This window comes from Cupriavidus basilensis (assembly GCF_029335485.1).
Lineage (GTDB): Bacteria > Pseudomonadota > Gammaproteobacteria > Burkholderiales > Burkholderiaceae > Cupriavidus > Cupriavidus basilensis_E.
The window spans coordinates 1-26,130 of sequence record NZ_JARJLM010000360.1; the positions used below are offsets into that span (position 1 = coordinate 1).

The 26,130-nt window shown below is 67.5% G+C and carries 21 protein-coding genes, 1 tRNA gene, 1 pseudogene and 2 riboswitches; of the genes and pseudogenes, 8 read left to right on the forward strand and 15 right to left on the reverse strand.

The annotated features are described in order from the left end of the window. Window positions 1–120 precede the first annotated feature (120 nt). The 3 genes from P3W85_RS21325 to P3W85_RS21335 all read left to right on the forward strand — a co-directional run bounded on the left by P3W85_RS21325 (window position 121) and on the right by P3W85_RS21335 (window position 4,526). Complete coding sequence (locus P3W85_RS21325; RefSeq protein ID WP_276266249.1) at window positions 121–2,034, forward strand: tetratricopeptide repeat protein; 1,914 nt, start codon at window positions 121–123, stop codon at window positions 2,032–2,034. Between the two features lie 153 nt (window positions 2,035–2,187). Beyond that, entirely contained in the window at window positions 2,188–3,411 is a 1,224-nt protein-coding gene (locus P3W85_RS21330) for a cation:proton antiporter (RefSeq protein WP_035817331.1), read from the forward strand. Further along, the gene (locus P3W85_RS21335; RefSeq protein ID WP_017230609.1) at window positions 3,411–4,526 is read left to right on the forward strand and encodes a YbdK family carboxylate-amine ligase; all 1,116 of its coding nucleotides are present in this window, start codon (window positions 3,411–3,413) and stop codon (window positions 4,524–4,526) included. Before P3W85_RS21330 ends, P3W85_RS21335 begins: the two co-directional genes overlap by 1 nt. A gap of 91 nt (window positions 4,527–4,617) precedes the next feature. On the opposite strand, the gene P3W85_RS21340 is transcribed toward P3W85_RS21335, so the two are convergent. The 10 genes from P3W85_RS21340 to P3W85_RS21385 form a co-directional block, all read right to left on the reverse strand. After that, entirely contained in the window at window positions 4,618–5,097 is a 480-nt protein-coding gene (locus P3W85_RS21340) for an OsmC family protein (protein WP_017230608.1), read from the reverse strand. Window positions 5,098–5,166: 69 nt separating this feature from the next. Beyond that, entirely contained in the window at window positions 5,167–5,904 is a 738-nt protein-coding gene (locus P3W85_RS21345) for an MBL fold metallo-hydrolase (protein WP_017230607.1), read from the reverse strand. 96 nt (window positions 5,905–6,000) lie between these two features. Next, window positions 6,001–6,882 (reverse strand): DUF2071 domain-containing protein, encoded by an 882-nt coding sequence (locus P3W85_RS21350; protein ID WP_276266250.1) that lies wholly within the window; start codon window positions 6,880–6,882, stop codon window positions 6,001–6,003. Further along, window positions 6,879–7,202 carry an EthD family reductase gene (locus P3W85_RS21355; protein ID WP_017229867.1) on the reverse strand — a complete coding sequence of 108 codons (324 nt, stop codon included), beginning with the start codon at window positions 7,200–7,202 and terminating at the stop codon, window positions 6,879–6,881. Before P3W85_RS21355 ends, P3W85_RS21350 begins: the two co-directional genes overlap by 4 nt. A gap of 74 nt (window positions 7,203–7,276) precedes the next feature. Beyond that, complete coding sequence (locus P3W85_RS21360; protein WP_017229868.1) at window positions 7,277–8,653, reverse strand: L-serine ammonia-lyase; 1,377 nt, start codon at window positions 8,651–8,653, stop codon at window positions 7,277–7,279. A 36-nt stretch (window positions 8,654–8,689) separates the two neighbouring features. Beyond that, complete coding sequence (locus P3W85_RS21365) at window positions 8,690–9,232, reverse strand: DUF421 domain-containing protein (RefSeq protein ID WP_276266251.1); 543 nt, start codon at window positions 9,230–9,232, stop codon at window positions 8,690–8,692. Between the two features lie 100 nt (window positions 9,233–9,332). Then, window positions 9,333–12,257: an aminomethyl-transferring glycine dehydrogenase gene (gene gcvP, locus P3W85_RS21370; protein WP_276266252.1), complete on the reverse strand. Its 2,925-nt coding sequence runs from the start codon at window positions 12,255–12,257 to the stop codon at window positions 9,333–9,335. 100 nt (window positions 12,258–12,357) lie between these two features. After that, entirely contained in the window at window positions 12,358–12,738 is a 381-nt protein-coding gene (gene gcvH / locus P3W85_RS21375) for a glycine cleavage system protein GcvH (RefSeq protein ID WP_006157271.1), read from the reverse strand. A gap of 100 nt (window positions 12,739–12,838) precedes the next feature. Then, a complete protein-coding gene (gcvT, locus tag P3W85_RS21380; protein WP_017229871.1) occupies window positions 12,839–13,966 on the reverse strand; it encodes a glycine cleavage system aminomethyltransferase GcvT in 1,128 nt (375 codons plus the stop codon). Between the two features lie 98 nt (window positions 13,967–14,064). Beyond that, a riboswitch (glycine riboswitch) is annotated at window positions 14,065–14,208 on the reverse strand. 21 nt (window positions 14,209–14,229) lie between these two features. Beyond that, window positions 14,230–14,317, reverse strand: a riboswitch (glycine riboswitch). An 88-nt stretch (window positions 14,318–14,405) separates the two neighbouring features. Continuing rightward, on the reverse strand, window positions 14,406–14,636 hold the full coding sequence (locus P3W85_RS21385; protein ID WP_017229872.1) for a glycine zipper 2TM domain-containing protein: 231 nt from the start codon (window positions 14,634–14,636) through the stop codon (window positions 14,406–14,408). Between the two features lie 228 nt (window positions 14,637–14,864). On the opposite strand from P3W85_RS21385, the gene P3W85_RS21390 reads away from it, so the two are divergent. After that, a complete protein-coding gene (locus tag P3W85_RS21390) occupies window positions 14,865–16,955 on the forward strand; it encodes a UvrD-helicase domain-containing protein (RefSeq protein WP_017229873.1) in 2,091 nt (696 codons plus the stop codon). A 283-nt stretch (window positions 16,956–17,238) separates the two neighbouring features. On the opposite strand, the gene P3W85_RS21395 is transcribed toward P3W85_RS21390, so the two are convergent. Next, complete coding sequence (locus P3W85_RS21395; protein ID WP_276266253.1) at window positions 17,239–18,006, reverse strand: protocatechuate 3,4-dioxygenase; 768 nt, start codon at window positions 18,004–18,006, stop codon at window positions 17,239–17,241. Then, complete coding sequence (locus P3W85_RS21400; RefSeq protein WP_276266254.1) at window positions 17,996–18,652, reverse strand: Spy/CpxP family protein refolding chaperone; 657 nt, start codon at window positions 18,650–18,652, stop codon at window positions 17,996–17,998. Before P3W85_RS21400 ends, P3W85_RS21395 begins: the two co-directional genes overlap by 11 nt. A gap of 394 nt (window positions 18,653–19,046) precedes the next feature. Between P3W85_RS21400 and P3W85_RS21405 the strand changes: the two genes are divergently transcribed. From P3W85_RS21405 to hemN, 3 genes are all read left to right on the forward strand, one after another. Next, complete coding sequence (locus P3W85_RS21405; protein ID WP_276266255.1) at window positions 19,047–19,799, forward strand: response regulator; 753 nt, start codon at window positions 19,047–19,049, stop codon at window positions 19,797–19,799. After that, the gene (locus tag P3W85_RS21410) at window positions 19,771–20,940 is read left to right on the forward strand and encodes an ATP-binding protein (RefSeq protein WP_276266256.1); all 1,170 of its coding nucleotides are present in this window, start codon (window positions 19,771–19,773) and stop codon (window positions 20,938–20,940) included. Before P3W85_RS21405 ends, P3W85_RS21410 begins: the two co-directional genes overlap by 29 nt. Before the next feature lie 317 nt (window positions 20,941–21,257). Then, window positions 21,258–22,700, forward strand: a complete 1,443-nt coding sequence (gene hemN / locus P3W85_RS21415; protein ID WP_276266271.1) for an oxygen-independent coproporphyrinogen III oxidase — start codon at window positions 21,258–21,260, stop codon at window positions 22,698–22,700. A 154-nt stretch (window positions 22,701–22,854) separates the two neighbouring features. Here the strand turns inward: hemN and P3W85_RS21420 are convergent, their stop codons facing one another. Beyond that, complete coding sequence (locus P3W85_RS21420; RefSeq protein WP_276266257.1) at window positions 22,855–23,709, reverse strand: c-type cytochrome; 855 nt, start codon at window positions 23,707–23,709, stop codon at window positions 22,855–22,857. A 398-nt stretch (window positions 23,710–24,107) separates the two neighbouring features. Between P3W85_RS21420 and P3W85_RS21425 the strand changes: the two genes are divergently transcribed. Then, window positions 24,108–24,183, forward strand: a tRNA-Arg gene (locus P3W85_RS21425). 48 nt (window positions 24,184–24,231) lie between these two features. Here P3W85_RS21425 and P3W85_RS21430 read toward each other — a convergent pair. Continuing rightward, window positions 24,232–24,402, reverse strand: a pseudogene (locus tag P3W85_RS21430) (tyrosine-type recombinase/integrase); the annotation flags it as partial. A 214-nt stretch (window positions 24,403–24,616) separates the two neighbouring features. Further along, entirely contained in the window at window positions 24,617–25,582 is a 966-nt protein-coding gene (locus P3W85_RS21435; protein ID WP_430869585.1) for a threo-3-hydroxy-L-aspartate ammonia-lyase, read from the reverse strand. Between the last annotated feature and the right edge of the window lie 548 nt (window positions 25,583–26,130).

Here is a 26,130-nt window from a genome sequence, read left to right on the forward strand (position 1 = left end):
GAAACGGGCAGGTGCCCGGCGTTGACGGAACGGCAGAATCGCCCCTTGTTTTCACAAGCAGTGCAGGGCGCCGATGGCGCATAATCCCGCACTCGCACATCCACCCAGAAGGAGCAGTCCGTGTCCGTGCAGGAAGTCAGCTACGACCACGCCATCGAGCTAGCCAACGCCGAGCGCTACGATGAAGCGCTGGTCATTCTCGACCAGCTTTCGCTGGCGCAGCCGCAAGTGGTGGATTTCGATTGCCTGCGGGCCCGCCTGCATTACGACCGGGGCGACGCGCAAGCCGCCTTTGCCGTGCTCGACGCGGCGCTGGCGAAGCTGCCCGGGCTGGCGCTGCACCCGGCGCACCGCTGGTCCTCGCGCGGGGTGATCGCGCACCGCTACGGCATGCTGCTGATGGGGATGGAGCGCCTCCAGGAAGCGCTGCCGTGGCTGGAGGAAGCTGCGCTGCGCAATGGCTTGTCCTCGGGCGAGTGGAGCGCCCGCCTGCATGCGGGGCTGGTGCGCTACCGGCTGGGCGACTACGCTGCCGCCGGCGCCTACTGGTATGACCTGCTGTACCGGGCGCCGGACCTTGGCGCGGCGGATATCCTCGGCCAGGCGCTGGCGTATGTGCATGCCGCCGGCGAGCAGGCCGAGCCGATGCTGCGGTTGTGCCTGGCGCGGATTGGCCTGGACAACCCCGAACTGCTCGAACTCGACGAAGCTGCTGGCGACGCCTTTGCCGCCGAACAGGCCGGCATCGTGCTGGCCAGCCAGCCGGATCACCCCCAGGCGCGCCGCATCCGGGCCCCGCTGCGCTATCGTGCCGGCGACCTCGACGGCGCCTGGGACGACCTGGCCACCTATCAGCGCCAGGTGCCGGACCCGAAGGCGCAGGTGCGCGAGCTGGAATGGCGCCACCAGGCCGGCGAGGCAGAGCCGTGGCTGCGCTTCGCTTTCGCCGAGGGCGCCACCGATGCCACCGGCTACTACCACGCCGGCGTGGCACTGGCCGAATTCATGGCCGCCGTGCCGGCCGCCGAGGCCGCGCTCGCGCCGCAACTGATCAAGGGCTACCGGCTGGGCCTGGCGCGCTTCGAGAAGTACTTCGCCACCGGCGAAGGCGGCTATGACGATGCCGATCCCCATCTCTACTCGCTGCTGTGCCACAACCTGGCGCAGCGGCTGGAGGGCGCGGACCTGCGCGCCGAGCGCATCGCCCTGCGCGAGAAAGGCATTGCGGCCAGCGAATTCATCGAGCACTGGATCGACCTGCTCGCATGCCTCGAGGCGGCTGGCCAGCACCCGAAGGCGGTGGAAGTGGCGGGCGATGTGCTCAACCGCTATCCGCTGGAACGCGATCCGTCCAATGTGGGCTGGGTGTTCAGCCGGCTGATGAGCACCTGGAAGGCGATCGGGGGCGCGGAAGTGATGTCGGCGGCGCGCGACGCGCTGGCGCACGTCGATGCGCGCGCCGATGCCTTGCCGGTCGAGGAGCGTAGCCAGACCGCGCATGCGCTGGCGCACGCCCGCGCGCACTTCGCCGGGCTGCTGCGCAACGCCGCTGGCGGCATGGATCAGCACGACCGCACCGATGCGCTGGCCGAGATCGAGGTGCTGCAGCGCCGTGCCCTGCTGATCGAGGACGCGTGGCTGTGCAACGAATTCGGCCTGATCTGGCGCGACCTGGGCGCGCCGGAGCGGGCGCTGCCGCTGTTCGAGCAAGCCATCGCGCTGACCGCCGGCGATCCCTGGGACCAGGCCTTTCCGCGCGTGCAGCGCGCCCTGATCCGCAACGGCGAGAAGCAATATGCCGAAGCCCTGACCGATTTCCAGACCGCCTTTGCCGCGCGCGACCGCTGGGAGGGCGACGCCTACCTTGGCGCGGTCGAGGCCGCGCTGGGGCTGGAGCAGCGCGAGACCGCGCTGGCCTACTTCGACAAGGCGCGCGCGCAGGGCGCCGCGCAAGGCAAGACGCGCACGCTCTTCACGCGCGTGGAAGCAAGTCTGCGCGCAACCCGCCCGGCATGGAAGTTCTGGGGCGTCTAGCCCCCTGCAGCGCCAGTACCGCCGCTTCAGCGGCAATAAAAACGCCATCCCCGTAAGATGGCGTTTTTTTACGTCTGAACGCATCACGTTGCCAGCAACTTCCGTGCGGTGTCGGACAAACTCTGACATGGAATGTCATGTGCCTCCGCTACCATGTCATCTATGAATGGACTGAGCCAATTGTTTCCAAGCCTGCCCCTGGCACCGGGCGGGCTTTTCTGGGTCGGGCTGGCGCTGGTGGGCGCGGGCCTGGCGGGCGAGATATGCCGCATGTACCTGCGGCTGCCCCGCATCGTCGGCTACGCGGCCACGGGCCTCCTGGCCGGCATGCTGGGCCGCGGCATCGTCGACGAGAACATGATCGCGCAGAGCCGCATCCTGATCGACATGGCGCTGGCGCTGGCCTTGTTCGAGCTGGGCCACCGCCTGTCGATCACCTGGCTGCGGGCCAACCGCTGGCTGCTCTTCACCAGTGCGTTTGAAAGCCTGCTGACCTGGGGCCTGGTGGCCGCGGTGCTCCAATGGATGGGCGTGAGCCCGGCGGTGGCCATCCTGGCCGGCGGCATCGCCGTCAGCACGTCGCCCACCATCGTGCTGCAGCTGAAGAACGAGCTGCGCGCCGATGGCCAGGTCACCGAGCGCCTGCTCGCCATGGCGGCCCTCAACAGCATCTACGCCGCCGCCATCGTGCAGGTGGCCACCGGCTGGCTGCATTCCGAGTATGGCAACCTGGGCGCCGCGCTGCTCCATCCGCTATACCTGCTGGCGGGGTCCTGCCTGCTGGCCTGGGGCATCGGCAAGCTGGGGCACGCCATCTACGCGCGCATGGCGTCGGACGATCACTACAGCTTCCTGGTGCTGGTGGGCCTGGTGCTGTTCACGCTGGCGCTGACGCGCGTGCTCAAGCTCTCCATGCCGCTCACGCTGATGCTGGCCGGCGTGGTGTTCAAGCACCAGGACAGCCAGCCCCGCGTCTGGCCGGCCCATTTCGGCAGCGCCGGCAGTTTGCTGATCATCGTGATGGTGGTCTCGCTCGGCCTGCCGCTGACCGTGCACGACTGGGCCATCGGCGGCAGCGCCGCGGTGGTGCTGGTGCTGCTGCGCCACATCGCCAAACTGGTGGGCGTGGCCTCGCTGGGCTCCTTCTCGGGCCTGAGCCTGAAGCAATGCGTGGCCCTCGGACTTGCGCTGGCGCCCATGTCGGGCCTGGCCTACCTTTTGATGAGCGATGTCGCGCGGCTGTACCCCGGCACCGGCGAGCCGCTGGCCGCCATCATCCTGTGCGCGCTGGCGATCGAGCAATTGCTGGGGCCTGCCCTGGCCGCCTGGGCACTTCGCTATGCCGGCGAGGTCAGAGGCAATGGAGGAGGGCGCTGATGTCACTGGAACCGTTCAAGCACTCCGAGGCGCTGACCTTTGGCGTGGAGCTGGAGCTGCAGCTGGTCAACCGGCACGACTACGACCTGGCGCCGTTCGCGCCGGACCTGCTGCGTGCGCTGAAAGGCGCACAGCATGCCGGCGACATCAAGCCGGAGATCAGCCCGTCGATGATCGAGATCAGCACCGGCATCTGCCATAGTTATGCACAGGCGCTGGATGAGCTCGGCACCATGCGCGACCTGATGGTGGAAGCCTCGCATTCGCTCAATCTCGGCATCTGCGGCGGCGGCACCCATCCCTTCCAGCAATGGGCTGACCGCACCATTTCCGATTCGCCCCGCTACCAGTACATCTCCGAACTCTACGGCTACCTGGCCAAGCAGTTCACCGTGTTCGGCCAGCACGTGCATATCGGCTGCCCGAGCGCCGACGAATCGCTGTTCCTGCTGCATGCGATCGGCCGCTACGTGCCGCATTTCATCGCGCTGGCCGCCTCGTCGCCCTTTGTGCAGGGCGTGGATACCGGTTTCGCCTCGGCGCGGCTGAACTCGGTCGCGGCCTTTCCGATGAGCGGGCGCGCGCCGTTCCTGCTTACCTGGGATGCCTTCACCGCTTACTTCGAGAAGATGCGCAATACCGGCGTGATCGAAAGCATGAAGGACTTCTACTGGGATATCCGCCCCAAGCCCGAGTTCGGCACCATCGAGGTCCGCGTGATGGACACGCCGCTGACGGTGGGCCGCGCCTGCGATATCGCCGCCTATATCCAGGCGCTGGCCCGCTACCTGCTGCTGTCGCGCCCCTTCATGCCGCACGACGACGATTACCTGGTCTACACCTTCAACCGCTTCCAGGCCTGCCGCTTCGGCCTGGAAGGCGAATACGTGCATCCCAACGAACTGACGCGCATGCCCATCGCCGATCACATCATGTCGATCTGCGACGCGCTGGTGCCGCACGCGGAAGCGCTCGGCTCGCTCGATGCGCTGGCCAATATCCGCACGCTGGCGCAAAGCCGCAACGGCGACGCCGAACGCGTGCGCCAGATCGATGCCGACACGCGCAGCCTGCGCGAGACGGTCAGGCAGACCTGCGACAGCTGGGCGAGCTGAGGGCGCCTGCTGGTGGCGGCAGGTGGCCGACGGCTGCGGTTGCGCCGGCCGAGGCCGCCGGCCCGCCAGCAGGGTGACACCAGGACACTGTCTAGCTCTGCGCGCCGGCGTACACCGGCTCGCAGCGCACCTCCGACTTGACCGAGTTGGCGATAAAACAGGCCTCGTGCGCCGTGTGATGCAGGTGCGCGATCTCCTCGCGGGTAGGCTGGCATTCCCCGGAGAAGGTGACCTCGGGCCTGAGCGTGACCACCGTCATCGCCATCCTGCCCTCGGCGTTCTTTGCCATGGTCCCGACCGCCGCATCGAAATAGCGGTCCACGCAGAACCTGTGCTTGGCCGCAATGGAAAGGAACCACAGCATGTGGCAGCTGGAGAGCGAGGCGACGAACGCCTCTTCCGGATCGACGGCCGCGGCATCCGACATGGGCAGCGGCACCACGTGGGGCGATGACGATCCGGGTACCTCGATCCCGCCATCGAAGCGCAACTGGTGCTTCCTGCTGTAGCGGTTGCCGAGGAAGTCCTGCTCGCCACGCTGCCAGAGGATTTCTGCGGTGTATTCGGCCATGCTCTGCTCTCCGTTGAAGTGCTTGTCGCTTGTTCCGGGCCGGCGGGCTACCGGAAGGGGGCGGGTTCATCACGCCCCATGCGGCACCCGTTCCCCGTCCCGCAAGCCAAGCCGCTGGTTGGCCGGCACCGCCACGTCGATCAGCTTGGGCTTTGGCAGGTTGAGCTGCCCCATCATCTCGATGAACTGGGTACGCGTGCGGCCGGCCACGCGGCTGTTGTGCGCGCGTTCCTGGCCGATGGTGGACTGGGTACGGCCCTTGTAATCGTGGGCGGGATAGACCACGGTGTCGTCGGGCAGCCTGAAGAGTTTCTGCGTGAGGCTGTCGTACAGCGTACCCGCGTCGCCTGACTGGAAATCGGTGCGGCCGCAGCCGTCGATCAGCAGCGTGTCGCCGGTGAAGACGCGGCGCACCGGGCCCGCCGGCGCGGCTTCTTCCCACAGGTAGCTCATGCTGCCGGCGGTGTGTCCCGGCGTGTGGATGGCGCGCAGCGTCTGCGTGCCGAACTGCAGCGTATCGCCGTCGATCAGCTGCTTTTGCGCGGGGCGGATATCGCAGCCCGACGGCGCCGCCGTGTGCGCGCCGGTTTGCAGTGCAACATGGCCCGCGGAGGTGATGTGGTCGGCATGCGCATGGGTTTCCACCACCCATGCCAGCCTGGCGCCGCTGGCCTGCAGCAGCGCGAGGTCGCGCTCTAGCTGGTGATCGACCGGGTCGATCAGCAACGCCTCGCGCGTGGCGGCGTCGATCAGCAGGTAGGTGTACGTGGACGAGGTTTCGTCGAACAGCTGATGGAAGGTCTGCATGACAGTACCGCCGGAGTGGGATCGGACATGATAGCGCCGCGACATGGTGTCGCGGCGTTCGCTTCACTGCTTAGCTTCACCGCTTTGCTTCACTATTCACAATAGCCGTTCCCACAGCACGCGGAAGGGCACCGCCGGCACCAGGAAACAGAACGGCTGCGCGTGCTGCGCGCCGAGTTCGCGCAGCATCGGCAGATCGCACTCGTCGCTTGCCGCTTCCAGCGGCTGCACGGCGGCCAGGTCGATCGGCAGGTCGATGCCGGCGTGCGCGATGCGCCCGGCATCCTCCACCTGCGAGATGGCGCTGTCCTGCAGGCACAGGAAGGCCACCGCGGACTCCCAGGAATCGAAGCAGTCGGCAAAACCGGCGGGCAACCCGCGCACGGCGGCGGGCCGCACCGCGCTGCGCAGCGCAGGCGCGCTGCCGGCGCCGGGAACGATCTCGGTGCGGATCGCGCCGTCGTCCTGTTGCCGGTGCACGAAGCGCGCCGCCAGGTGCGATGGCAGGGCGTCGCTGAACAGGCGGCTGCCGAGCGCGTAGATGGCGCTGTCCAGCGTGTTCTTGACGAACAGCACGATACGGTCGGCGCGCATGCCGCCGGGCAGTTCGTCGACATAGAAGCGCCAGTTGCTCTGCAGCGGCGACGGATACAGCCGCCGCAGCGGCCCCGCGGCGGCCGGCCCGAAGTGCCGGTGCGCGTACGTGAGCGCGGTGAACAGGGTCTTGCCGTCACGCTGCCACAGGCGCACGCCGGGCGGCACGTACCTGGCGGCGGCCTTGGCGTCCACCAGCCAGTTCAGGTAGACCACCCGCTCGACCTCGCTTTGCAGCACCATGAAAGGCAGGCGCGAGAGCAGCGCGCGGCGGGCCGCCAGCAGCCGGGGCGAGGACACCAGCCTGCCCAGCAATCTGCCGGGCAGGCCGGGCCGGGGATGGACGAAACGGTTGTGGATAAGTTGCGGACGCGGCTGGGTCAAGCGATGGTCACCACGTCGCTAAGCTGCACCACCGGCACCGCATCGGTGTAGTTGGGAATATCGCGCTGCAATTCGTTGCCGGCTGCCTTGGCCGCAGCCGCGAAGTCCTGTACCGACTCGAACAGGAAATGGCACATCACCGTATAAGCCGGATCCGAGCCCGGCGCGCCGCCGCCCAGCCCACGTTCCACCGCCACGCCGCGGTAGCCGGGATGCGCGCCGAACAGCTCGATGGCGCGCGGCATGTGCCGCTGCAGGTAGTACTCCATGTCGAACTTGCCGCCCTTGCTGTGCGGGTAGAGAAAGCTGATCTTGATCATGCCGGACTCCAGGTGGGTGGGGGTGGATGCCCGGCAAGCGTAGCAGAAAGTGCCGTGGAAGCGCGGAGACGGTCTCAGCACTCCACGATGTTCACCGCCAGCCCCCCGCGCGCCGTTTCCTTGTACTTGGTCTTCATGTCGGCGCCGGTCTCGCGCATGGTCTTGATCACCGAGTCCAGCGAGACATAGTGCATGCCGTCGCCGCGCAGCGCCATGCGCGCGGCGTTGACCGCCTTGACCGATGCCATGGCGTTGCGCTCGATGCAGGGAATCTGCACCAGCCCGCCGACCGGGTCGCAGGTCAGGCCGAGGTTGTGCTCCATGCCGATCTCGGCAGCGTTCTCGACCTGCTCCGGCGTGCCGCCCATCACGGCGGCGAGGGCGCCGGCGGCCATTGAGCAGGCGACGCCGACCTCGCCCTGGCAGCCGACTTCGGCGCCGGAGATCGACGCATTGAGCTTGTACAGCATGCCGATCGCGCCGGCGGTCAGCAGGAAGTCGATCACGCCCTGCGGGCTGGCGTTCGGCACGAAGCGGTCGTAGTAGTGCAGCACGGCGGGAATGATGCCCGCGGCGCCGTTGGTGGGCGCGGTGACCACGCGGCCGCCGGCGGCGTTTTCTTCATTGACGGCGATCGCATAGAGGTTGACCCAGTCCATCACCGAGAGCGGATCGGCCAGCGCGCGCTCGGCGTGCTCGGTGAGGTTGCGGAACAGCTCGGGCGCGCGGCGCTTGACCTTGAACGGGCCCGGCAGCTCGCCGTCGGTGCGGCAGCCGCGCGCCACGCAGGCCTGCATCACGGCCCAGATCTGCAGCAGGCCGGCGTTGACCTCGGCCTCGCTGCGCCACACGCATTCGTTTTCCATCATCAGCCGCGCGATGCTTTTCTTGCTCGCGGCCGCCATCTCCAGCATGGCGCGGCCGCTGCGAAACGGATGCGGCAATTGATGGTCGGCTTCCAGGATCTGCGTATTGGCCGCGCCCGCGGTGATCACGAAGCCGCCGCCCACCGACAGGTAGCGCCCCTCGCGAATGGGCTCGCCGCCGGCATTGAAGGCATGGAACTTCATGCCGTTGGGATGCTCGGCCATGGCCTCGCGGCGATAGAAGACGATGTGCTCCTTCTCCACGAAGGGCACGGGATGGGTGCCGAGCAGCGACAGCGTGCGGCTGGCGCGCAGCGCGGCCAGGCGCTGCTCGATGGTGTCGGGGTCGATGGTGTCGGGCGCTTCGCCCAGCAAGCCGAGCATGACGCCCTTGTCGGTGCCGTGGCCGCGGCCGGTGGCGCCGAGCGAGCCATACAGCTCGACGCGCACGCTGGCGACCAGCGGCAGCAGGCCGTCGCGCGCCAGGCCCTGGGCGAACATCAGCGCAGCGCGCATCGGCCCCACGGTATGCGAACTGGAAGGGCCGATGCCCACCTTGAACAGGTCGAAGACGCTGACTGCCACGGGAAACTCCTGGTTGGGGACTACCTGACGCCGGCTTCAGACCGGCGTGTCGTTGCTGTCGTTATCCGGGGCGCGCCACAGGGAGCTGGCAGCGTCGCGCGGAGTTTGGGGGACTTCCTTCTTCACCATCACGCTGATGGTGCCGTCGTTCTCGAGGATGGCGAAATGCACATCCGCCACCCGCTGGCAGCCGGCATGGCGCAGCGCCTTATGCAGGTCGTCCCGGGTGATATAGGCGTTCTTCATCACGTCGGGATAAACGTGTCCTTCGTGCACCAGCACCTGCGGGCGCCCCTCGACCACGTTCTCGAAGCGCCGGCTGCGCCAGCTCAGCCAGGCCAGCACGAGGTTGGCGCCGACCAGCGTCACTGCCAGGATCAGCCCGGCGGTGACGGAGTTGTCCCCCGCGTTCATGGAATTCTGCACCGCGTTGGACAGCACCAGCAGCAGCACCAGGTCGAGCGATGTGAGCTGCCCGATCTGGCGCTTGCCGGAGAGGCGCAGCAACACCAGCAGGCTGCCGTAGACGATCAGTCCGCGCAGGACGAATTCCCACCAGGGGGCGCTGAGATTCCACATGGATGCTCCGTTCGCGAGGCGCGGCCGGGTGGCCGCGCTACCGCTTCGAGCATAGCGCGTTGGCGGGATCGCGGCTGCCGGCCACGGCCTGCCGACGGGCTCAGGCCTGGTCGGCGTACTCGCTCATCGGCACGCAGGCGCAGAACAGGTTGCGGTCTCCGTACACGTTGTCCGCGCGGCCGACCGGCGGCCAGTACTTCTGCGTGCGCAGGGAGGCCACCGGGTAGGCGGCTTCCTGGCGCGTGTACTTGTGCTCCCAGGCGTCGGCGGTGATCACCGCGGCGGTGTGCGGCGCGTTCTTCAGCGGGTTGTCCTCGCGGTCGAAGCTGCCGTCCTCCACGCGGCCGATCTCGGCGCGAATGGCGATCATGGCGTCGATAAAGCGGTCCAGCTCGTGCAGGGCCTCGCTCTCGGTCGGCTCGATCATCAGCGTGCCCGGCACCGGGAAGCTCATGGTGGGGGCGTGGAAGCCGTAGTCCATCAGGCGCTTGGCCACGTCCTCGTTGGAGATGCCGGTGGTCTTCTGCAGCGGGCGCAGGTCCAGGATGCACTCGTGCGCCACCAGGCCGTGCTGGCCGGTGTAGAGCACGGGGAAGTAGGGCGACAGGCGGCGCGCCACATAGTTGGCGGCCAGGATGGCGTTCTCGGTGGCGGCGGTCAGGCCGGCCGAACCCATCATGGCGATATACATCCACGAGATCGGCAGGATGCTGGCCGAGCCGAACGGCGCGGCGGACACGCCGCCGATGCCGCGGTCGTCGCGGCGATAACCCACGCTGTCCTGGTTGGGCAGGAAGTCGGCCAGGTGCGCGCCGACCGCCACCGGGCCGACGCCCGGGCCGCCGCCGCCGTGGGGGATGCAGAAGGTCTTGTGCAGGTTCAGGTGGGACACGTCGCCGCCGAACTGGCCCGGCGCGGCGGTGCCGACCATGGCGTTCATATTGGCGCCGTCCACATAGACCTGGCCGCCGTGCCGGTGAACGATGTCGCAGATCTGCTGCACGCCCTGCTCGAACACGCCATGCGTGGACGGGTAGGTGATCATGATCGCGGCGAGGTTCCTGCTGTGCTGATCGGCCTTCTTCGCCAGGTCTTCCAGGTCGACGTTGCCGTTCTCGTCACAGGCCACCACCACCACCTTCATGCCGGCCATCTGCGCCGAGGCGGGATTGGTGCCGTGCGCCGAGGAGGGGATCAGGCAGATGTCGCGATGGCTTTCGCCGCGGCTGGCATGGTAGGCATGGATGATCAGCAGGCCGGCGTACTCGCCCTGCGAGCCGGCGTTGGGCTGCAGGCTCACCGCGGCGTAGCCGGTGGCGGCGCACAGCATGGCTTCGAGCTGGTCGATCATCTCGCGGTAGCCGACCGTCTGGTCGAGCGGCGCGAACGGGTGGACCTTGCTGAATTCGGGCCACGTCACCGGGATCATCTCGCTGGTGGCGTTGAGTTTCATGGTGCACGAGCCCAGCGGGATCATGGTGCGGTCCAGCGCCAGGTCCTTGTCGGCCAGCATGCGCAGGTAGCGCAGCATTTCGTGCTCGGCGTGGTGCGTGTTGAACACCGGGTGGGTCAGGTAGGCGCTCTGGCGGGCCAGGCCGGCCGGGTAGGCGTCCTGCGCGGCGGCCTCCAGTGCGTCGAAATCGGGCACCGGCTTGCCGTGGGCGAAGATCTCCAGCAGGGCGGCCACGTCTTCGCGCGCGGCGGTTTCGTCCAGCGAGATGCCGATGCGGGTGGCGCCGGCGTGGCGCAGGTTGATGCCGCGGGCCGTGGCTGCCGCGTGCAGGGCCTCGGTGTTGAAGCCGGTTTCCAGCGTCAGCGTGTCGAAGAAGGTGGCGTTGGTGCGCGCATAGCCGAGCTGTTCCAGGCCGCCGGCCAGCGTGGCCGTCAGGCGGTGCACGCGTTGCGCGATGCGCTTGATGCCTTGCGGGCCGTGGTACACGGCGTACATGGACGCCATCACGGCCAGCAGTACCTGTGCGGTACAGATATTGGAGGTGGCCTTCTCGCGGCGGATATGCTGCTCGCGCGTCTGCAGGGCCAGCCGGTACGCCTTGTTGCCTTGCGCGTCGATGGTCACGCCCACCAGCCGGCCGGGCATGGAGCGCTTGAACGCATCCTTGACCGCCATATAGCCGGCGTGCGGGCCGCCGAAGCCGAGCGGCACGCCGAAGCGCTGCGAGTTGCCCACCGCCACGTCGGCGCCCCATTCGCCGGGCGCGGCGATCAGGGTCAGCGCCAGCAGGTCGGCGGCAGCCACCACCAGGCCGCCGGCGGCGTGCACGGCGTCGGCGATGGCGCGGTAGTCGGCGACGTCACCGTTGACGCCGGGGTATTGCAGCAGCACGCCGAAGGCATGGGCGCCGGCGGCTTCCGAAGCGGGGCCGACCTTGACCTCGATGCCCAGCGGCAGGGCGCGGGTGCGTATCACTTCCAGCGTTTGCGGCAGTACGTCGTCGGCCACATAGAAGGTGCTGGAAGCGTGCTTGTTGACGCGCTGCAGCAGCGTCATGGCTTCGGCAGCGGCGGTGCCTTCGTCCAGCATCGAGGCGTTGGCGATGTCCAGGCCGGTCAGGTCGGTCACCATCTGCTGGAAGTTCAGCATGGCTTCCAGGCGGCCCTGGGAGATCTCGGGCTGGTAGGGCGTGTAGGCGGTGTACCAGGCCGGGTTCTCGAAGATGTTGCGCAGCACCACGCCCGGGGTCAGGGTGTTGTAGTAGCCCTGGCCGATAAAGCTCTTGAACACGCGGTTCTTGCTCGCCAGGCCGCGCAGCTTGGCCAGCGCGGCCTCCTCGCTGAGCGGCTCGGTGAACTGGCCCAGCGGCATGCCGTCGCGGCGGCGGATGGCGGCGGGGATGACGGCGTCGATCAGCGCGGCGCGGTTGTCATAGCCAAGCACCTTCAGCATGTGCTGCTGTTCGGTCTCGTCGGGGCCGATATGTCGGGAGGCGAAGGCGTCGCGCGCCTCCAGTTCGGCCAGCGTGGGCCGGGCAGCTTGGGCGGCGGTCATGGGCAGAGGGGCGTTCATGGCAAGGATCTCGTGGGAGCGGTGCGGCGGGTGGTCGGCCCGGCCGCGTCGCGGCAATCTTTATCCGTCACTCCCGTGGCGCGGGAATGACGATCTGGCATCAGGCGCCGACGTTGGCCTTGTAGGCGTCGGCCGACATCAGGCCGTTCACGTCGTCGCTGTTGGCCGGCTTGAGCTTGAACAGCCAGGCGTCGAAGGCATCGGCATTGACGCTTTCGGGGGCCGCGGCGGCGGCATCGTTGATGGCGATCACTTCGCCAGCCACCGGGGCGTAGATGTCGGACGCGGCCTTGACCGATTCCACCACGGCCAGCGCGTCGCCGGCACCGACCGACTTGCCCACTTCCGGCAGTTCCAGGAAGACGATGTCGCCCAGCGCGTCCTGCGCGTGGTCGGTGATGCCGATGGTCAGGGTGCCGTCGGCTTCGACGCGCACCCACTCATGGGACTCGGTGTATTTCAGGTCGGCGGGGAAATTCATGGGATTCTCCAGATTCAATTTGTTATTCAGCGCCTGCCGGAGGGTGTCGATGGTCGACGGGGAAACCGCCGGCAGGCGCGCTGTGACCGGGTGCGAGCGTTCAGCTCACGAGTGCCTTGCCATTGCGCACAAACGGCAGTTTAACCACAGTCGCGGCGAGTTTGCGGTCGCGGATCTCGACCTGCACCTCGGCGCCGATGGCCACATCGCGCGGCAGGCGGGCAAAAGCGATGGATTGGGACAGCGACGGGCTGAAGGTGCCGCTGGTGATCTCGCCGTCGCCGGCGGGGGTGATGACCTTCTGATGGGCGCGCAGCACGCCGCCTTTATCGCGCAGGATCAGGCCGACGAACTGCTGGGTCTGGCCCGCGGCGACCAGCGCCGCCTTGCCGGTGAAGTCGCGTTCGCTTTGCAGGTCCACGGTCCAGGCCAGGCCGGCGTTGAGCGGCGAAGTGTGGATATCCATGTCCTGCCCGTACAGGTTCATGCCGGCTTCCAGGCGCAGCGTGTCGCGCGCGCCCAGGCCGGCCGGCGCCACGCCGGCGGCGATCAGCTTTTCCCACAGGCCAGCGACGTTCGCGGCGGGCACCACCAGTTCGAAGCCGTCTTCGCCGGTGTAACCGGTGCGCGCGACCATGACTTCGCCCAGGGCGGGGTCCTGCACCACCACGGCGTTGAACGGCTTCAGGGCTTCGCTGGGCTGCGTGGAGGGAAAGGCGCTCCAGACCTTGGCGCGGGCGTTGGGGCCCTGCACGGCGACGATGGCCAGCGGCGCGACGCCATCGGGGGCGTTGTCGCCGCGGCGCGGGGTGATTTTCACGCCGCTGTTGGTGGCGGCGTTGCGGGCCGCAATCCATTCGATATCGTTGTTCGCGGTGCCGGCGTTGACCACCAGGCGGAACCGGTCTTCGGCGAAGAAGTAGACGATCAGGTCGTCGATGACGCCGCCCTTTTCGTCGAGCATGCAGGAGTACAACGCCTTGCCCGGCGTTTGCAGCTTGTCCACATTGTTGGCCAGCAGGCCGCGCAGGAAGGCACGCACGTGCACGCCATCGAGATCGACCACGCACATGTGGGAGACATCGAACATGCCGGCATCGCCGCGCACGGCCTTGTGTTCCTCGATCTGGGAGCCGTAGTTGACCGGCATGTCCCAGCCGCCGAAATCGACCATGCGGGCGCCGAGGGCGCGGTGGATAGCATTGAGGGGCGTGGCCTGGAGCGTCATGGAATCCTCGGGGGAAGGCAAATCTCGGTTCGAAAACGAAAAAAGGGCCATCCGCCACAGGATTCGACGCGCATGGCGCTGCCAAATCCGCTGCGGCGGATGACCCCTCTGTCCTCGATACCTGAGAGATTACAAGGCGGGTCCGGTTGGGCCCGGGCCTTGCGCGCCCCTTCGGTGGGCACGCTCACCATCTATTCGACCATGTCGAAAAATGGCGGGTGCCGCTCTCCAGAGTACGGCGTGCATCGTGTGCCTGTTGCAAGCCGATCCAACCAGTCCATGGTGCCTGAGAGTTTTCGGGTGATACCCCTTCGGCGGCGCAGGATTCGCGCGCTCTCCCGGTCGGATGCGCGCAATTTACGGGAGCGCCCCGGCTTTGTCAACGCGGTCCGCGCCGACCCCGGCGCCATGGGAACGGCGCAAGGGCAGGGCGGCTCGCCTACCTCCTGCGAGGGTTGTCGGTCGTGACGTTACCGATCACGCCGCCAACCGCGGCGCCGCCGAGCGTGCCCAGCGCGTCACCGCCGGTCAGCACCGCACCGCCGACCGCGCCCACGCCGGCGCCGATCGCGGTGTTACGTTGCTTGGGACTCATGTCGGCACAGCCGGCCATGCTCGCTACCGCGATACCGATCAAGGCCACCTTGCCCAGGGATTGCAGGGTCTTCATGATTCGCTCCAATGTATCGTGACATGCATCCGGCACGCAGCGCACACGTGCGGACATGAAAATTAGACGGTGCCGGCATGCCCATGGCTCCGGACCTTACGAAGTGTTACTTCCTCCCTGCCGGGCCACTTTCATTGCCGCGGAGGCGCCTCGGCCGCGTGTTAGCATCCACCCTCCGCCCAGCCAGCGCGCGCCTCCGCGTTGCACATCCGTCACTTCCCGCCACGTATGACCCACGGACTCAATCCTGCCCAATCCGAAGCCGTTCGCTATCTCGACGGCCCCTGCCTGGTGCTGGCCGGCGCCGGTTCGGGCAAGACGCGGGTGATCACGCAGAAAATCGCCCACCTGATCGAGGACAAAGGCTTCCAGCCCAGGCACATCGCCGCGGTGACCTTTACCAACAAGGCCGCCAAGGAGATGCAGGAGCGTATCGCCAAGCTGATGGAGGGCAAGACCACGCGTGAGGGCAAGCGCATCCCCATCAAGCAGATCACCGTCAGCACCTTCCACTCGCTGGGCGTGCAGATCCTGCGGGCCGAGGCAGAGCACGTGGGCCTGAAGCCGCGCTTTTCCATCATGGATTCGGACGATTGCTTCGGCCTGGTGCAGGAGCAGCTCGCCACCACCGACAAGAAGCTGATCCGCAATGTGCAGAGCACCATCTCCCTGTGGAAGAACGGCATGGTCGATCCGGAGACCGCCATCGCCGAGGCCGCCAACGCCGACGATCACCAGGCGGCGCTGATCTACCGCAACTACGTGGCCACGCTGCATGCCTACCAGGCGGTGGATTTCGACGACCTGATCCGCCTGCCGGCCGAGCTGTTCGCTCGCAACGAGGAGGTGCGCCTGCGCTGGCAGAACCGGCTGCGCTACTTCCTCGTGGACGAGTACCAGGACACCAACGCCTGCCAGTACCAGTTGCTCAAGCAACTCGCCGGCGGCTCGCACCTGCGCGCGCCGGCCTTCACCGCGGTGGGCGACGACGACCAGGCCATCTACGGCTGGCGTGGCGCCACGCTGGACAACCTGCGTCTGCTGCAGACCGATTTCCCCGACCTGAAGGTGGTCAAGCTGGAGCAGAACTACCGCTCCACCGTGCGCATCCTGGAGGCGGCCAACGCGGTCATCTCCAACAATCCCAAGCTGTTCGACAAGAAGCTGTGGAGCGAGCACGGCATGGGAGATGCCATCGCCATCAACCCGATGAACGATGAGGAGCACGAGGCGGAATCCGTGGTGTTCCGGCTTTCCGCCCACAAGTTCGAGCGGCGCGCGCAGTTCCGCGACTACGCCATCCTGTATCGCGGCAACCACCAGGCGCGGCTGTTCGAGCAGATCTTGCGCCGCGAGCGCATTCCCTATGTGCTGTCGGGCGGGCAGAGTTTCTTCGACAAGGCCGAGATCAAGGACATCTGCGCCTACCTGCGCCTGATCGCCAACCCGGACGACGATCCTGCCTTTATCCGCGCCATCACCACGCCGAAACGTGGCGTGGGCAACGCCACGCTGGAAGTGCTGGGCACCTTCGCCGGCCAGGCCAAGGTCTCGCTGTTCGAGGCGGCCATGATGGGCGGCATCGAAGGCAAGCTGCAGCCGCGCCAACTGGAGCCGCTGCGGGTGTTTTGCGAGGCCATGGTGCGCCTGGCCGGCCGCGCGGCCAGCGATCCCGCCACCGAAGTGCTCGACGACCTGATGGAAGGCATCCACTACGAGGCCTACCTCTACGACACCTTTGACGAGCGCCAGGCCCAGTCGCGCTGGACCAACACGCTGGAATTCCTCGACTGGCTCAAGCGCAAGGGCACCAAGCCGGAAGCCACCGGCGAAGGCGAGGAGGCCACCGGCTTCGACACCGCCGATGGCTTTGGCGACGAAGGCAAGAACCTGCTCGAGCTGACCCAGACGGTTGCGCTGATGAGCATGCTCGAAGGCCGCGAGGAAGACCCGGACGCGGTGCGCCTGTCGACGCTGCATGCCTCCAAGGGGCTGGAATATCCGCACGTGTTCCTGGTCGGCGTGGAGGAGGGCATCCTGCCCCATTGCCGCGAAGACGAGGACATGACCGACGAAAAGATCGAGGAAGAGCGCCGGCTGATGTACGTGGGCATCACCCGCGCCCAGCGCAGCCTGCACATCAGCTGGTGCAAGAAGCGCAAGCGCGCCCGCGATACCTATTCCTGCGAGCCTTCACGCTTTATCGGCGAGATGAAGCTGGAGGAAGCCCCCGCGCCGGTGGACGAAACCCCGGCCATGAGCCCGAAGGACCGGCTCGCCGGGCTCAAGGCGCTGCTCGGCAAGCCCGCGGCTTCGTAAGCCGGCCATGCCCCGCGCCGGCACGGCGTACAAAGTCGATACATCGTCATACAAGGAAGACAAGACCTCGGCATGCGGCACGCATAACATCACCGATGCCCGGCTCGTTTCTTGAGCGGGCGCCGCGCCGATTCGTCCCTTCGTCTCGGCGTGGCCGGGCAGCATGCCCGACTTCTTCCCTGTTCAGCGCCTCCGCACTTCAGTGTCCGGGGGCGTTTTTTTGGCGCTGCCGCCGGGCCGCGAGACCGGGAAAGCGGCGGCGGATGCCAAAGCCGGATCCAGGTCAGGCGCGCACGATTCCCACCGTGAACTCGCCTTCCAGCGTGCCCAAGGCATCCTGCAGCCGCCGTACCCGCACCAGGCCCGGGTGCGTGCCCGCAATCGGGTCCTGGCTGTTCAGGAACGGCGAGGCGCCGCGCGCGCGGTAGGCGGGATGGCCGAGATGCACTTCGCGGTTCAGCGTCTCGTCGAAGAACAGCTGGCTGGTCAGCACCTCCCTCTGGCCCAGATGGATCTTGAGATGGATATGCACCGCGCGTGGCGCGTACCAGCCGGGATAGATCGTCACGAATCGGGCGCTGCCATCGGCCCCGGTGGGCTGCACGCCCCGCAGGAAGCGCGCGGCGCTGGTGGGCGCGGCATGCATGCCGCCTCCGCCGTGGGCGCCGCCGGGCGACGGCGGCATGCTGGCCAGGTCATAGCCGCTATAGCTGCCGCCGGCATCGCAATGCCAGATGCTTGCCTGCGCGCCTTCTACCGGCGCGCAGCCGCGGCCGGTATCCAGCACGATCAGCCGCAGCCGTAGCAACTGGCCCGGGCGGCCATCCCGGATATCGCTGCGCACCAGCGCCTGGTCGATATAGAAGGGCCCCTCGGTCAGGGCAGGAGTCAGCAGGCAGGCCGCCGGCGCGGGCTGCGCGGCAGGCAGTGGCCGGGCCGCGGGATTGCCGGCCCATCCCGCCACACCGGCGCCGAGCACGCCACCGAGAAAGCGGCGGCGTCCGGCGCTGGCGGCCTCGTCGCCGGGGTGAACGTGGTCTTTACTGCGCATCGCGTTTTCCTTGCCAGCGCGGGGCCGCAGCGCCGGGTACGTCGTCAGGGCCAGGCGCGGCAAAGGCGCAAGGCATTGGCCCCGGTCCGGGCCTCCTGCCGGTCATGGGCCCGGGCCCTTCTGCCATTGCACCGTGAAAGAGGCCGGGGGGCATCGGCCCGAACGGGCCCGCGGGCGCCAATCCCAGCCAGCGGGCGCCTTCCGGCATGGCGCGCAGGTGTTTGCGCTGGCCTGGATCCAGACTTTCGTCAAAGGCAATCCAGCGGTCGCGCACGGCGCGGCGATCCTTGTCGAGGGCATCGTGCAGGCGGTCTTCGCGCTCCGCGCGGGCGCGCAGCGACGACGCCGGCGCATCTGCCGCATCCGGGTCGCCGCCCTCGCGGATCAGGCGTGCACGCAGTTCCAGCGCATGGGCATGCGCTTCGCGCGCGGCGGCGCGGGCGGCTTGCCACAGGGCGGTCTGGGCCGGCGTCAGTGCCAGCGCGTCGCGCAGCGACACTGGCACCGGCGGCTGGGCCGGCCCGGGCAGTGCCGGCGCGCCGGTCTGCAGCGCGTGCGCGGGCAGCGCCATGGCGCCGGCGGCGCAGAGTACGCCGAGAGAAACGAGGGTGCGCAGGCGGGGCAGCAAGGCTTGTGGCTGGGTCATAGGAGTCTCCATGGACGTCATGCGGGAGCGTTCCCCGGGCTTGCTGGCGCCATGCCGGCCCATGAAGCATAGTGGGCAATGGCAAGGCAAAGCGGCGACCGGATCGCCGGTATCCGGCGCAAGCGCGCCAAAGCAGCGGGTTAGCGACATGCCATCTTAGAAAAGCGCGCCCCGGCATGCTTGAGCGCTTGGTCAGCGAGCCGAAGCAATGCCGTACAAAGCGGCTGGCGGGCGCCGGCGCTTCGTATCAGGATGGATACAAAGACGCCACACCGGGCCCATCAGCCAGGCGTGCAAGGCTGGTAGAGTGAATCCTGGCGGCAGCCAGCCGCAAGACCTGCCAACCTGCGGCCAACCTGCCGCCGCAAACCGTTGTAAAGCCTCCCGAATCCCGATGGACCTATCTCCCGCTTCGCCCCTGCACCTGCTGATCGTCGACGACGACCCGCAGATCCGCTCCATGCTGGCCGAATACCTCGCCACCTTCGGCATCGAGGCCGACGGCGCGGAGGGCGGCGCCGCCATGCGCGCCGCCATGGCCGTGCGCGACTACGACCTGGTGGTGCTCGATCTCTCGCTGCCCGGCGAAAACGGCCTGGCGCTGTGCCGGGAAATCCGCGAGCGCGGTGACCTGCCAGTCATCATGCTGACCGCGCGCACCGAACTGGCCGACCGCGTGGTCGGGCTGGAGGTCGGCGCGGACGACTACGTCACCAAGCCCTTCGAGATGCGTGAACTGGTGGCGCGCATCCATACCGTGCTGCGCCGCAGCCGGGCCGCCGGTGCCAATGGCGGCAATGGCGGCGCCAGGCGCCCCCCCGCGGTCGGCGGCCACGAGTTGCGCTTCGGCAACTGGCGGCTGAACACCACGCTGCGCCAGCTGGTGGACGGCGAAGAGACCGTGGTGCCCTTGTCCAATGCCGAGTTTCGCTTGCTGCTGGCCTTTATCGAGCATCCCAACCGCGTGCTCGACCGCGAACTCCTGATCAACCAGGCGCGCGGCCGCGATCTCGACGTGTTCGACCGCAGCATCGACCTGCTGGTCTCGCGCCTGCGCCAGAAGCTGCGCGACGACCCGCGCGACCCGACGCTGATCCGCACCGTCCGAGGCGAAGGCTATGTCTTCACCGGCACCGTCGAAGGCTGAGCGCGCGGGCTGGCTGGCCCGCCATGACTCGATGTTCGTGCGCCTGTTCCTGGTGATGGCGGCCATCATGCTGGCCGTGCATGTGCTCGGCGTCACGGTGATCGAGAGCCTGTTCCCCCGTCCGGGATCGGGCGGGTTCCATTTCGTGCCTGGCAACGAACCGCCACCACCACCGCCGCCAGGCGAGTCCGCCCGGCCCGGCGCGCCGGGAGGCCCCCCGCCGCAGGGCGGGGCGTACCCGGGTAACGGGAACGCCGCCATGCCACGGCCGCCGCACCGCTCGCGCGTATTCGGCCCACCGCGCCTTGGCCTGCTGTTCCAGCTCGCCGCCATCATCGCCGCCTCCTGGGTGGGGGCGCGCCTGCTGGCCAGGCCAGTCCAGCGCCTTGCCAGCAGCGCGGGCCGGCTGGCCCAGGATGTGCATGCGCCGCCGCTGGACGAGGAGGGCGGCCCGGCCGAGGCGCGCGCCGCGGCCGAGGCCTTCAATCGCATGCAGCAGCGCATCCGCACGCAGCTGGCGCAGCAGTCGCGCTTCCTGGCCGCGGTATCGCATGACCTGCGCACGCCGCTCACGCGCATGAGCCTGCGCATCGAAGGTATCGACGACAGTCAGGTGCGCTATCGCCTGCGCCAGGACCTGGCGGAGATGAACGGCTTGATCGACGCGACCCTGTATTACCTGCGCGAGCGCGACGGCGCCGCCGTGCCGCGCCAGCGGGTGGATGTGGAGGCGCTGCTGCAGGCGGTGGTGGACGATGCCACCGAGATCGGCCAGGACGTTCGCCTGTCCGGTCACGCCGAGCCCTTGCTGGCCTATCCGGCCGAGCTGCGCCGCGCCGTGGTCAACCTGGTCGAGAACGCGCATCGCTACGGTGGCAGCGCCCGCATCGAGCTGACCGACAGCCCCGAGCGCGTCGTGATCGATGTCTGCGACAGCGGTCCAGGCATCCCGGAGGAAGAAATGTCGCGTGTGCTGGAACCGTTCTACCGGCTCGAATCCTCGCGCAACCGCAGCACCGGCGGGGTCGGCATGGGCCTGGCGATTGCCGCCGATATCGTTGCGCGCCATGGGGGCGAACTCACGCTGGCAAACCGGCCGGAGGGCGGCCTGCGGGTACGGCTGGTGCTGCCGCGCGGCTGAATGGCCGGGCGCCGCGCATGAAATCTGCCGGGATGTGTCCGGCCACAGCTTGACCCCGGTCAACGCGTGCGGGGACGGGGACCTCTACGATGGATCATCGAATCCACCACGAAGGCCGCCCCATGGCTGCGACTGCCCCCGCCACCGCTTGCGCTACGCCCACCACGCTTGCCAATGTCCCCGACCCCGTTGCCGGCCAGCCACGCAGCTGCTCCGGCAATTGCGGCGAAACCTGCACTCGCAGGCAGGCAGGCTCCACCGGCGCGCTGCCGCCTGACCAGCATGCCTTGTCGGATTTCCGGGCACTGGCCGGCCGCATGGACATCAACGGCCCGCGCTACACCTCCTACCCGACGGCGGACCGCTTCCACGCCGGTTTTGGCGAGGCGGACTACCTCCAGGCGCTGGCCGATTGCGCTGCTGCGCCCGTCCCGGATTCCGGCCGGCTGGCCCCGTTGTCGCTCTATGTGCACGTGCCGTTCTGCGAGAACATCTGCTACTACTGCGGCTGCAACAAGATCATCACCAAGGATCACCGCCGCAGCGCGCGCTACGTGGATTACCTCGCGCGCGAAATGGCGCTGGTGGCGCGGCAGCTCGGCACGCGCCGCGAGGTGATGCAGTCGCACTGGGGCGGCGGTACGCCGACCTTTCTCGATCCCGCCGAGATGCGCAGCGTGATGGACGCGCTGCACCGGCATTTCGACCTGCTGCCCGACGGCGAGCACTCCATCGAGATCGACCCTCGCCGGATCGGCGACGCGCAGATGGCGTTGCTGGCCGAACTGGGCTTCAACCGTATCAGCCTGGGTGTGCAGGACTTCGACGCCGAGGTGCAGCGGGCGATCCACCGCGTACAGTCGCTGGCGGAAACGCAGGCCGTGGTCGACGCCGCCCGCAGGCTGGGTTTCCACTCGGTCAGCATGGACCTGATCTACGGCCTGCCGCACCAGACCACGGCGCGCTTTGCCGCCACCGTGGAACAGGTGCTGGCAATGCGTCCCGACCGGCTTTCGGTGTACAGCTACGCACACCTGCCGCACGTGTTCAAGCCGCAGCGCCGCATCGACGAAAGCGCGCTGCCCGCGCCGGCCGAAAAGCTCGACATCCTGGTCGGCACCATCGGACAACTCACCGCAGCAGGCTACGTCTATATCGGCATGGACCATTTCGCACGGCCGGACGATGCGCTCGCCGTGGCCCAGCGCGAGGGCCGGCTGCAGCGTAATTTCCAGGGCTATTCCACCCATGCCGGCTACGACCAGCTCGGCTTCGGCGTCTCATCGATCGGCGCCGTGGCAGGCCGCTACGTGCAGAATGCCCGCACGCTCGACGACTATTACGGCGCCCTCGACCAGGGTACGCTGCCGGTGATGCGTGGCTTCGCCATGCGAGGCGAGGATCACTTGCGCCGCGAGGTCATCGGTGCGCTGATGTGCAACGGCGTACTTGACGTGGCAGCGGTCGAAGCCCGCCATGGCATCGATTTCGCAGCGCACTTCGCTGACGAACTCGTCGAACTGTCGCGGCTGGCCGGGGAGGGCCTGGTGCGCTGCGAGCCCGGCCGCATCGCGGTGACGCCGCTCGGGAGATTGCTGGTACGCCGCCTGGCCATGGTGTTCGACAGCTACTTGCGCGAAGATGCCCGGCGGGCCGCAGCCGGCGGTCATGCCGTGGCTGCCGGAACGGGCCGGGGTGGCCAGGGCGCTGACACGGGTACGCCCGAGGCGGTACCGCTACGCTACTCGCGCGTGGTGTGAGGGCCTGAAAGCAACGCCCGGGCGTCCCGCCATACCGGATACGCTTCCCGGCGCCCGATAGCGGCGCCCACAAGAAAAAGCCCGCGGTATGCCGCGGGCTTTTTTTCGGGCCTTGCCGCGGCTTGCGCCACGGTGGCCAGGAATGACCGGCTGATTACTTCGAAGCGTTGGCCATGTAGTCGACTGCGGCCATCACGTCGGCGTCCGGGCCGGCGTAGCCACCCTTCGGCGGCATCACGCCCTTGCCCTTCAGCGCGAAGGCGTGCACTGCGTCCATGCCTTCCTTCAGGCGCGGAGCCCAGGCAGTCTTGTCGCCGAACTTCGGCGCACCGGCAACGCCGGCGGCGTGGCAGGCGGCACAGACCTGTTCGTAGACCTTCTTGCCCACTTCGGCGGAAGCCGGCGCGGCCGCGGCTGCGGCCGCCGGGGCGGCGGTTGCTTCAGCGGCGGCGGGAGCGCCTGCGGCCGAGGCGGCGGCACCCGTAGCGGCAGCAGCCGGCGCGGCGGGTTCGGGGAACTTGGCACCGCCCGCATCGGCCATGAAGACCACGGCGCGGCCGAGTTCGTAGTCGGTGTAGTCGTCGGCGGTGGTGCCGGCGCGGGCCTGCATGGCGCCCTTGCCGTGCAGCACGGAGTTCAGCAGGCCGTCGAAGCCCTGGCCGATACGCGCAGCCCAGTCACCGGCATTGCTGTACTTGGGCGCGCCGGCGGCACCGGTGGCGTGGCAGGCAGCGCAGACTTCCTTGTAAACCTGTTCGCCTGTCTTGAAGACACGCGGTGCGTTGGGGTCCTTCAGTTCGAGCGAGGCAACCGGCTTGATGCGGTCGTTGACGGCTTCCACGGTGGCCGTGGCGCCGGCGCCTTCCTTGGAGCCGTGTCCGACAAAGTTGACCAGCAGGATGATCACGATGATCGGCACCAGGAAGGCGGCAATCACCACAGCGATCAGCTGCTTGGGGGTCTTGATGGGAGACTCGTGTTCGTCTTGTGCGTTATGGACGTCGCTCATACTCAACTCTCAATTTTGCAGGAAACCTGTGGCCGCTCGCGCTCGGCTGCTTGTGTGGCCGCATGCCCAGTGGCCAATCCCCCCGGCCAGTTGCGTGCATCGGACTGTTATTCGGTGCCAACCGTCCCCAACCATCCCCAACAGGGCCAGCTGCGCAGGGTGCGCCACTACCATCCACCCGCCTCATGTGGACGCTGCGCAGCCCCGTTTTTGCACAAATAACTCGCGATTATAGCCCCAAAGCCCTACAGCATGGAGGCAAAAGCGGCTTGAAAGAGACGTCGATACACGACCCTGATCAAGGTCAACATGGACGTCCGGCGCTAAACACGGTATCCTATGCGACTTTCCAGCAGCGGCACTCGCGCGCTGCCAGCGAAGTACCCGTCATACCCTGTGCGCCCGTAGCTCAATGGATAGAGTACTGCCCTCCGAAGGCAGGGGTTGCTGGTTCGATCCCAGCCGGGCGCACCAAGTCCTACAACGGTTTGCGGCGATTCGCCCGCTTCCTGCCCACTGCACCTAAATTGCACCTAACTTCAGTGCCGGCGCCACCCACTGCGCCGGGTGGTCGGCCGACAGGTGGGCGTAACGTTGCACAATTTCCATCGTCTCCCAGCCCCCCAGCTCCTTGATCACCTGCAGGGGCGTCCCCCGCTGCACATGCCGGCTCGCCCAGGTGTGGCGCAGATCCCGGCCTGGACAGCAAAGTCCCGCTGGCGCCTGGTGTCGTGCCTGGCTACAGCAAGCGGGAAGCACGTCGACGGCGCAACGGATAGCGGAGACTGTCGAGGATGGGGTGGTGTTTCACCACCCCACGGCAGTGCACAATGCTGCCAAAGAATGCTGCCAAAGGAGAGGGAACATGCTTGCTGGAACCAGGTTGCACACGCGCGAATCACGCAACTCAGCCTGCAAGAAACGCCGCGAAACGGTCAATGTCCACGTTCCCGCCGCTAACGATGATGCCCACGCGCTTGCCCATCAGTTCGGCCTTCATGCCGCGTGCGGCGGCGAGGCCTAGGCAGCCGGTTGGCTCCACGACCAGCTTCATGCGTGACGCAAAGAAACGCATGCCATCGACCAGCTCCTCGTCAGTGGCGGTAAGGATATCGTCGACATCACGGCGAATGATCTCGAACGTGTGACGACCTAGGTGCTGCGCCTGCGCGCCGTCGGCGATGGTCTGCGGCGTATCGATATGCACGATCGCTCCGGAGCGGAACGATTGTTGGCCATCGTTGCCGGTGGCTGGCTCTACGCCGTAGATCTTGCACCGCGGCGCCAGGGCGCGCGCGGACAGCGCGGAGCCGGAGAGCAGGCCGCCGCCGCCCAGGCAGACGAACAGGGCATCGAGCTCGCCCGTTTCCTCGAACAATTCCTTGGCGGCGGTTCCCTGGCCGGCAATCACGTCCGGCTGGTCATAGGACCCGATCAGCGTCAGACCCTGTTCCTCCGCAAGCTTGTGGCCAATTGCCTCGCGGTCGTCGGTGTACCGATCATAGAGCACCACCTTGCCCCCGTAACCCTTGGTCGCCGCCACCTTGGCAGCCGGCGCGTCGTGCGGCATGAGGATCGTCGACGGTATCCCCAGCAATGCCGCCGACAGTGCGATGCCCTGCGCGTGGTTGCCGCCGGAGAAGGCGAGAGCGCCCCGGCGGCGCTGGGCGGCATCGAAGCGCGCCAGCGCATTGAATGCGCCACGAAACTTGAAGGCACCAGTGCGCTGCAGGTTCTCGCACTTGAAGAAAAATGCGGCGCCCAGTTCCTTGTCGGCGGTCTGGGAGCACATCACGGGAGTCCGGTGGGCAAAGCCTTCAAGCCGGCGCGCGGCCGCTAACACGTCCTCGAAGGTTGGAAGATTCAGCATCATCGTTAAGTCTTGTTAGATTGAAGGCGCTGTCAGGGCCGATGGATTCTGGGGCCCCTGAGCATCGATAGCACGCCGCTGGGTAGGCGTGCCATCGTAATGGCCTGCGGCGCCATGCCGGTCAGGTTGCAACTGGTGCGAAAGTCTCAATCAAACCGCGGGCCGCTTTCTTGTTCCTGCTCGAGCAGCTCTTGCTGCCTGCAGGCACCCAGAGGTGCGATCGATCTGTACATATTATCTATATCTGTATAATTTGTAAATTCATAGCCAGGGGATGTGGAACATCCCCCGGTCCTGACCAAAGGCCGGTGGGCCTTTGAGTCCGGCCGCCCCGCGCGCGTATGGCGCGGAACTTGGTCAATCAGCGCCTTCAAGTCGCGCCAACGGGGCAAAAGCAGCGCCCGTCGTCGGCGGCGAAGGCCGCTTTGCGCTTCCTGATGACTCGCAGAGCCTTATCTGGTGCGGGTCGAATCAGCGGCACGTTTTGAAAATCCTTGTGCCGGCGAACTGATTTTTGGCAGCTGCGTGGGCGTGGTGGCTCGGCATGCGAG

What these genes read in the sequence shown, in the direction of transcription:
- P3W85_RS21435 (WP_430869585.1), bottom strand. Translation starts at nt 25,582, where the DNA reads ATGATGCTGAATCTTCCAACCTTCGAGGACGTGTTAGCGGCCGCGCGC.
- gcvH (WP_006157271.1), bottom strand. Translation starts at nt 12,738, where the DNA reads ATGAATTTCCCCGCCGACCTGAAATACACCGAGTCCCATGAGTGGGTG.
- gcvT (WP_017229871.1), bottom strand. Translation starts at nt 13,966, where the DNA reads ATGACGCTCCAGGCCACGCCCCTCAATGCTATCCACCGCGCCCTCGGC.
- P3W85_RS21420 (WP_276266257.1), bottom strand. Translation starts at nt 23,709, where the DNA reads ATGAGCGACGTCCATAACGCACAAGACGAACACGAGTCTCCCATCAAG.
- P3W85_RS21340 (WP_017230608.1), bottom strand. Translation starts at nt 5,097, where the DNA reads ATGGCCGAATACACCGCAGAAATCCTCTGGCAGCGTGGCGAGCAGGAC.
- P3W85_RS21410 (WP_276266256.1), top strand. Translation starts at nt 19,771, where the DNA reads ATGTCTTCACCGGCACCGTCGAAGGCTGAGCGCGCGGGCTGGCTGGCC.
- hemN (WP_276266271.1), top strand. Translation starts at nt 21,258, where the DNA reads ATGGACATCAACGGCCCGCGCTACACCTCCTACCCGACGGCGGACCGC.
- P3W85_RS21355 (WP_017229867.1), bottom strand. Translation starts at nt 7,202, where the DNA reads ATGATCAAGATCAGCTTTCTCTACCCGCACAGCAAGGGCGGCAAGTTC.
- P3W85_RS21395 (WP_276266253.1), bottom strand. Translation starts at nt 18,006, where the DNA reads ATGCGCAGTAAAGACCACGTTCACCCCGGCGACGAGGCCGCCAGCGCC.
- P3W85_RS21390 (WP_017229873.1), top strand. Translation starts at nt 14,865, where the DNA reads ATGACCCACGGACTCAATCCTGCCCAATCCGAAGCCGTTCGCTATCTC.
- P3W85_RS21400 (WP_276266254.1), bottom strand. Translation starts at nt 18,652, where the DNA reads ATGACCCAGCCACAAGCCTTGCTGCCCCGCCTGCGCACCCTCGTTTCT.
- gcvP (WP_276266252.1), bottom strand. Translation starts at nt 12,257, where the DNA reads ATGAACGCCCCTCTGCCCATGACCGCCGCCCAAGCTGCCCGGCCCACG.
- P3W85_RS21365 (WP_276266251.1), bottom strand. Translation starts at nt 9,232, where the DNA reads ATGTGGAATCTCAGCGCCCCCTGGTGGGAATTCGTCCTGCGCGGACTG.
- P3W85_RS21405 (WP_276266255.1), top strand. Translation starts at nt 19,047, where the DNA reads ATGGACCTATCTCCCGCTTCGCCCCTGCACCTGCTGATCGTCGACGAC.
- P3W85_RS21335 (WP_017230609.1), top strand. Translation starts at nt 3,411, where the DNA reads ATGTCACTGGAACCGTTCAAGCACTCCGAGGCGCTGACCTTTGGCGTG.
- P3W85_RS21330 (WP_035817331.1), top strand. Translation starts at nt 2,188, where the DNA reads ATGTCATCTATGAATGGACTGAGCCAATTGTTTCCAAGCCTGCCCCTG.
- P3W85_RS21385 (WP_017229872.1), bottom strand. Translation starts at nt 14,636, where the DNA reads ATGAAGACCCTGCAATCCCTGGGCAAGGTGGCCTTGATCGGTATCGCG.
- P3W85_RS21345 (WP_017230607.1), bottom strand. Translation starts at nt 5,904, where the DNA reads ATGCAGACCTTCCATCAGCTGTTCGACGAAACCTCGTCCACGTACACC.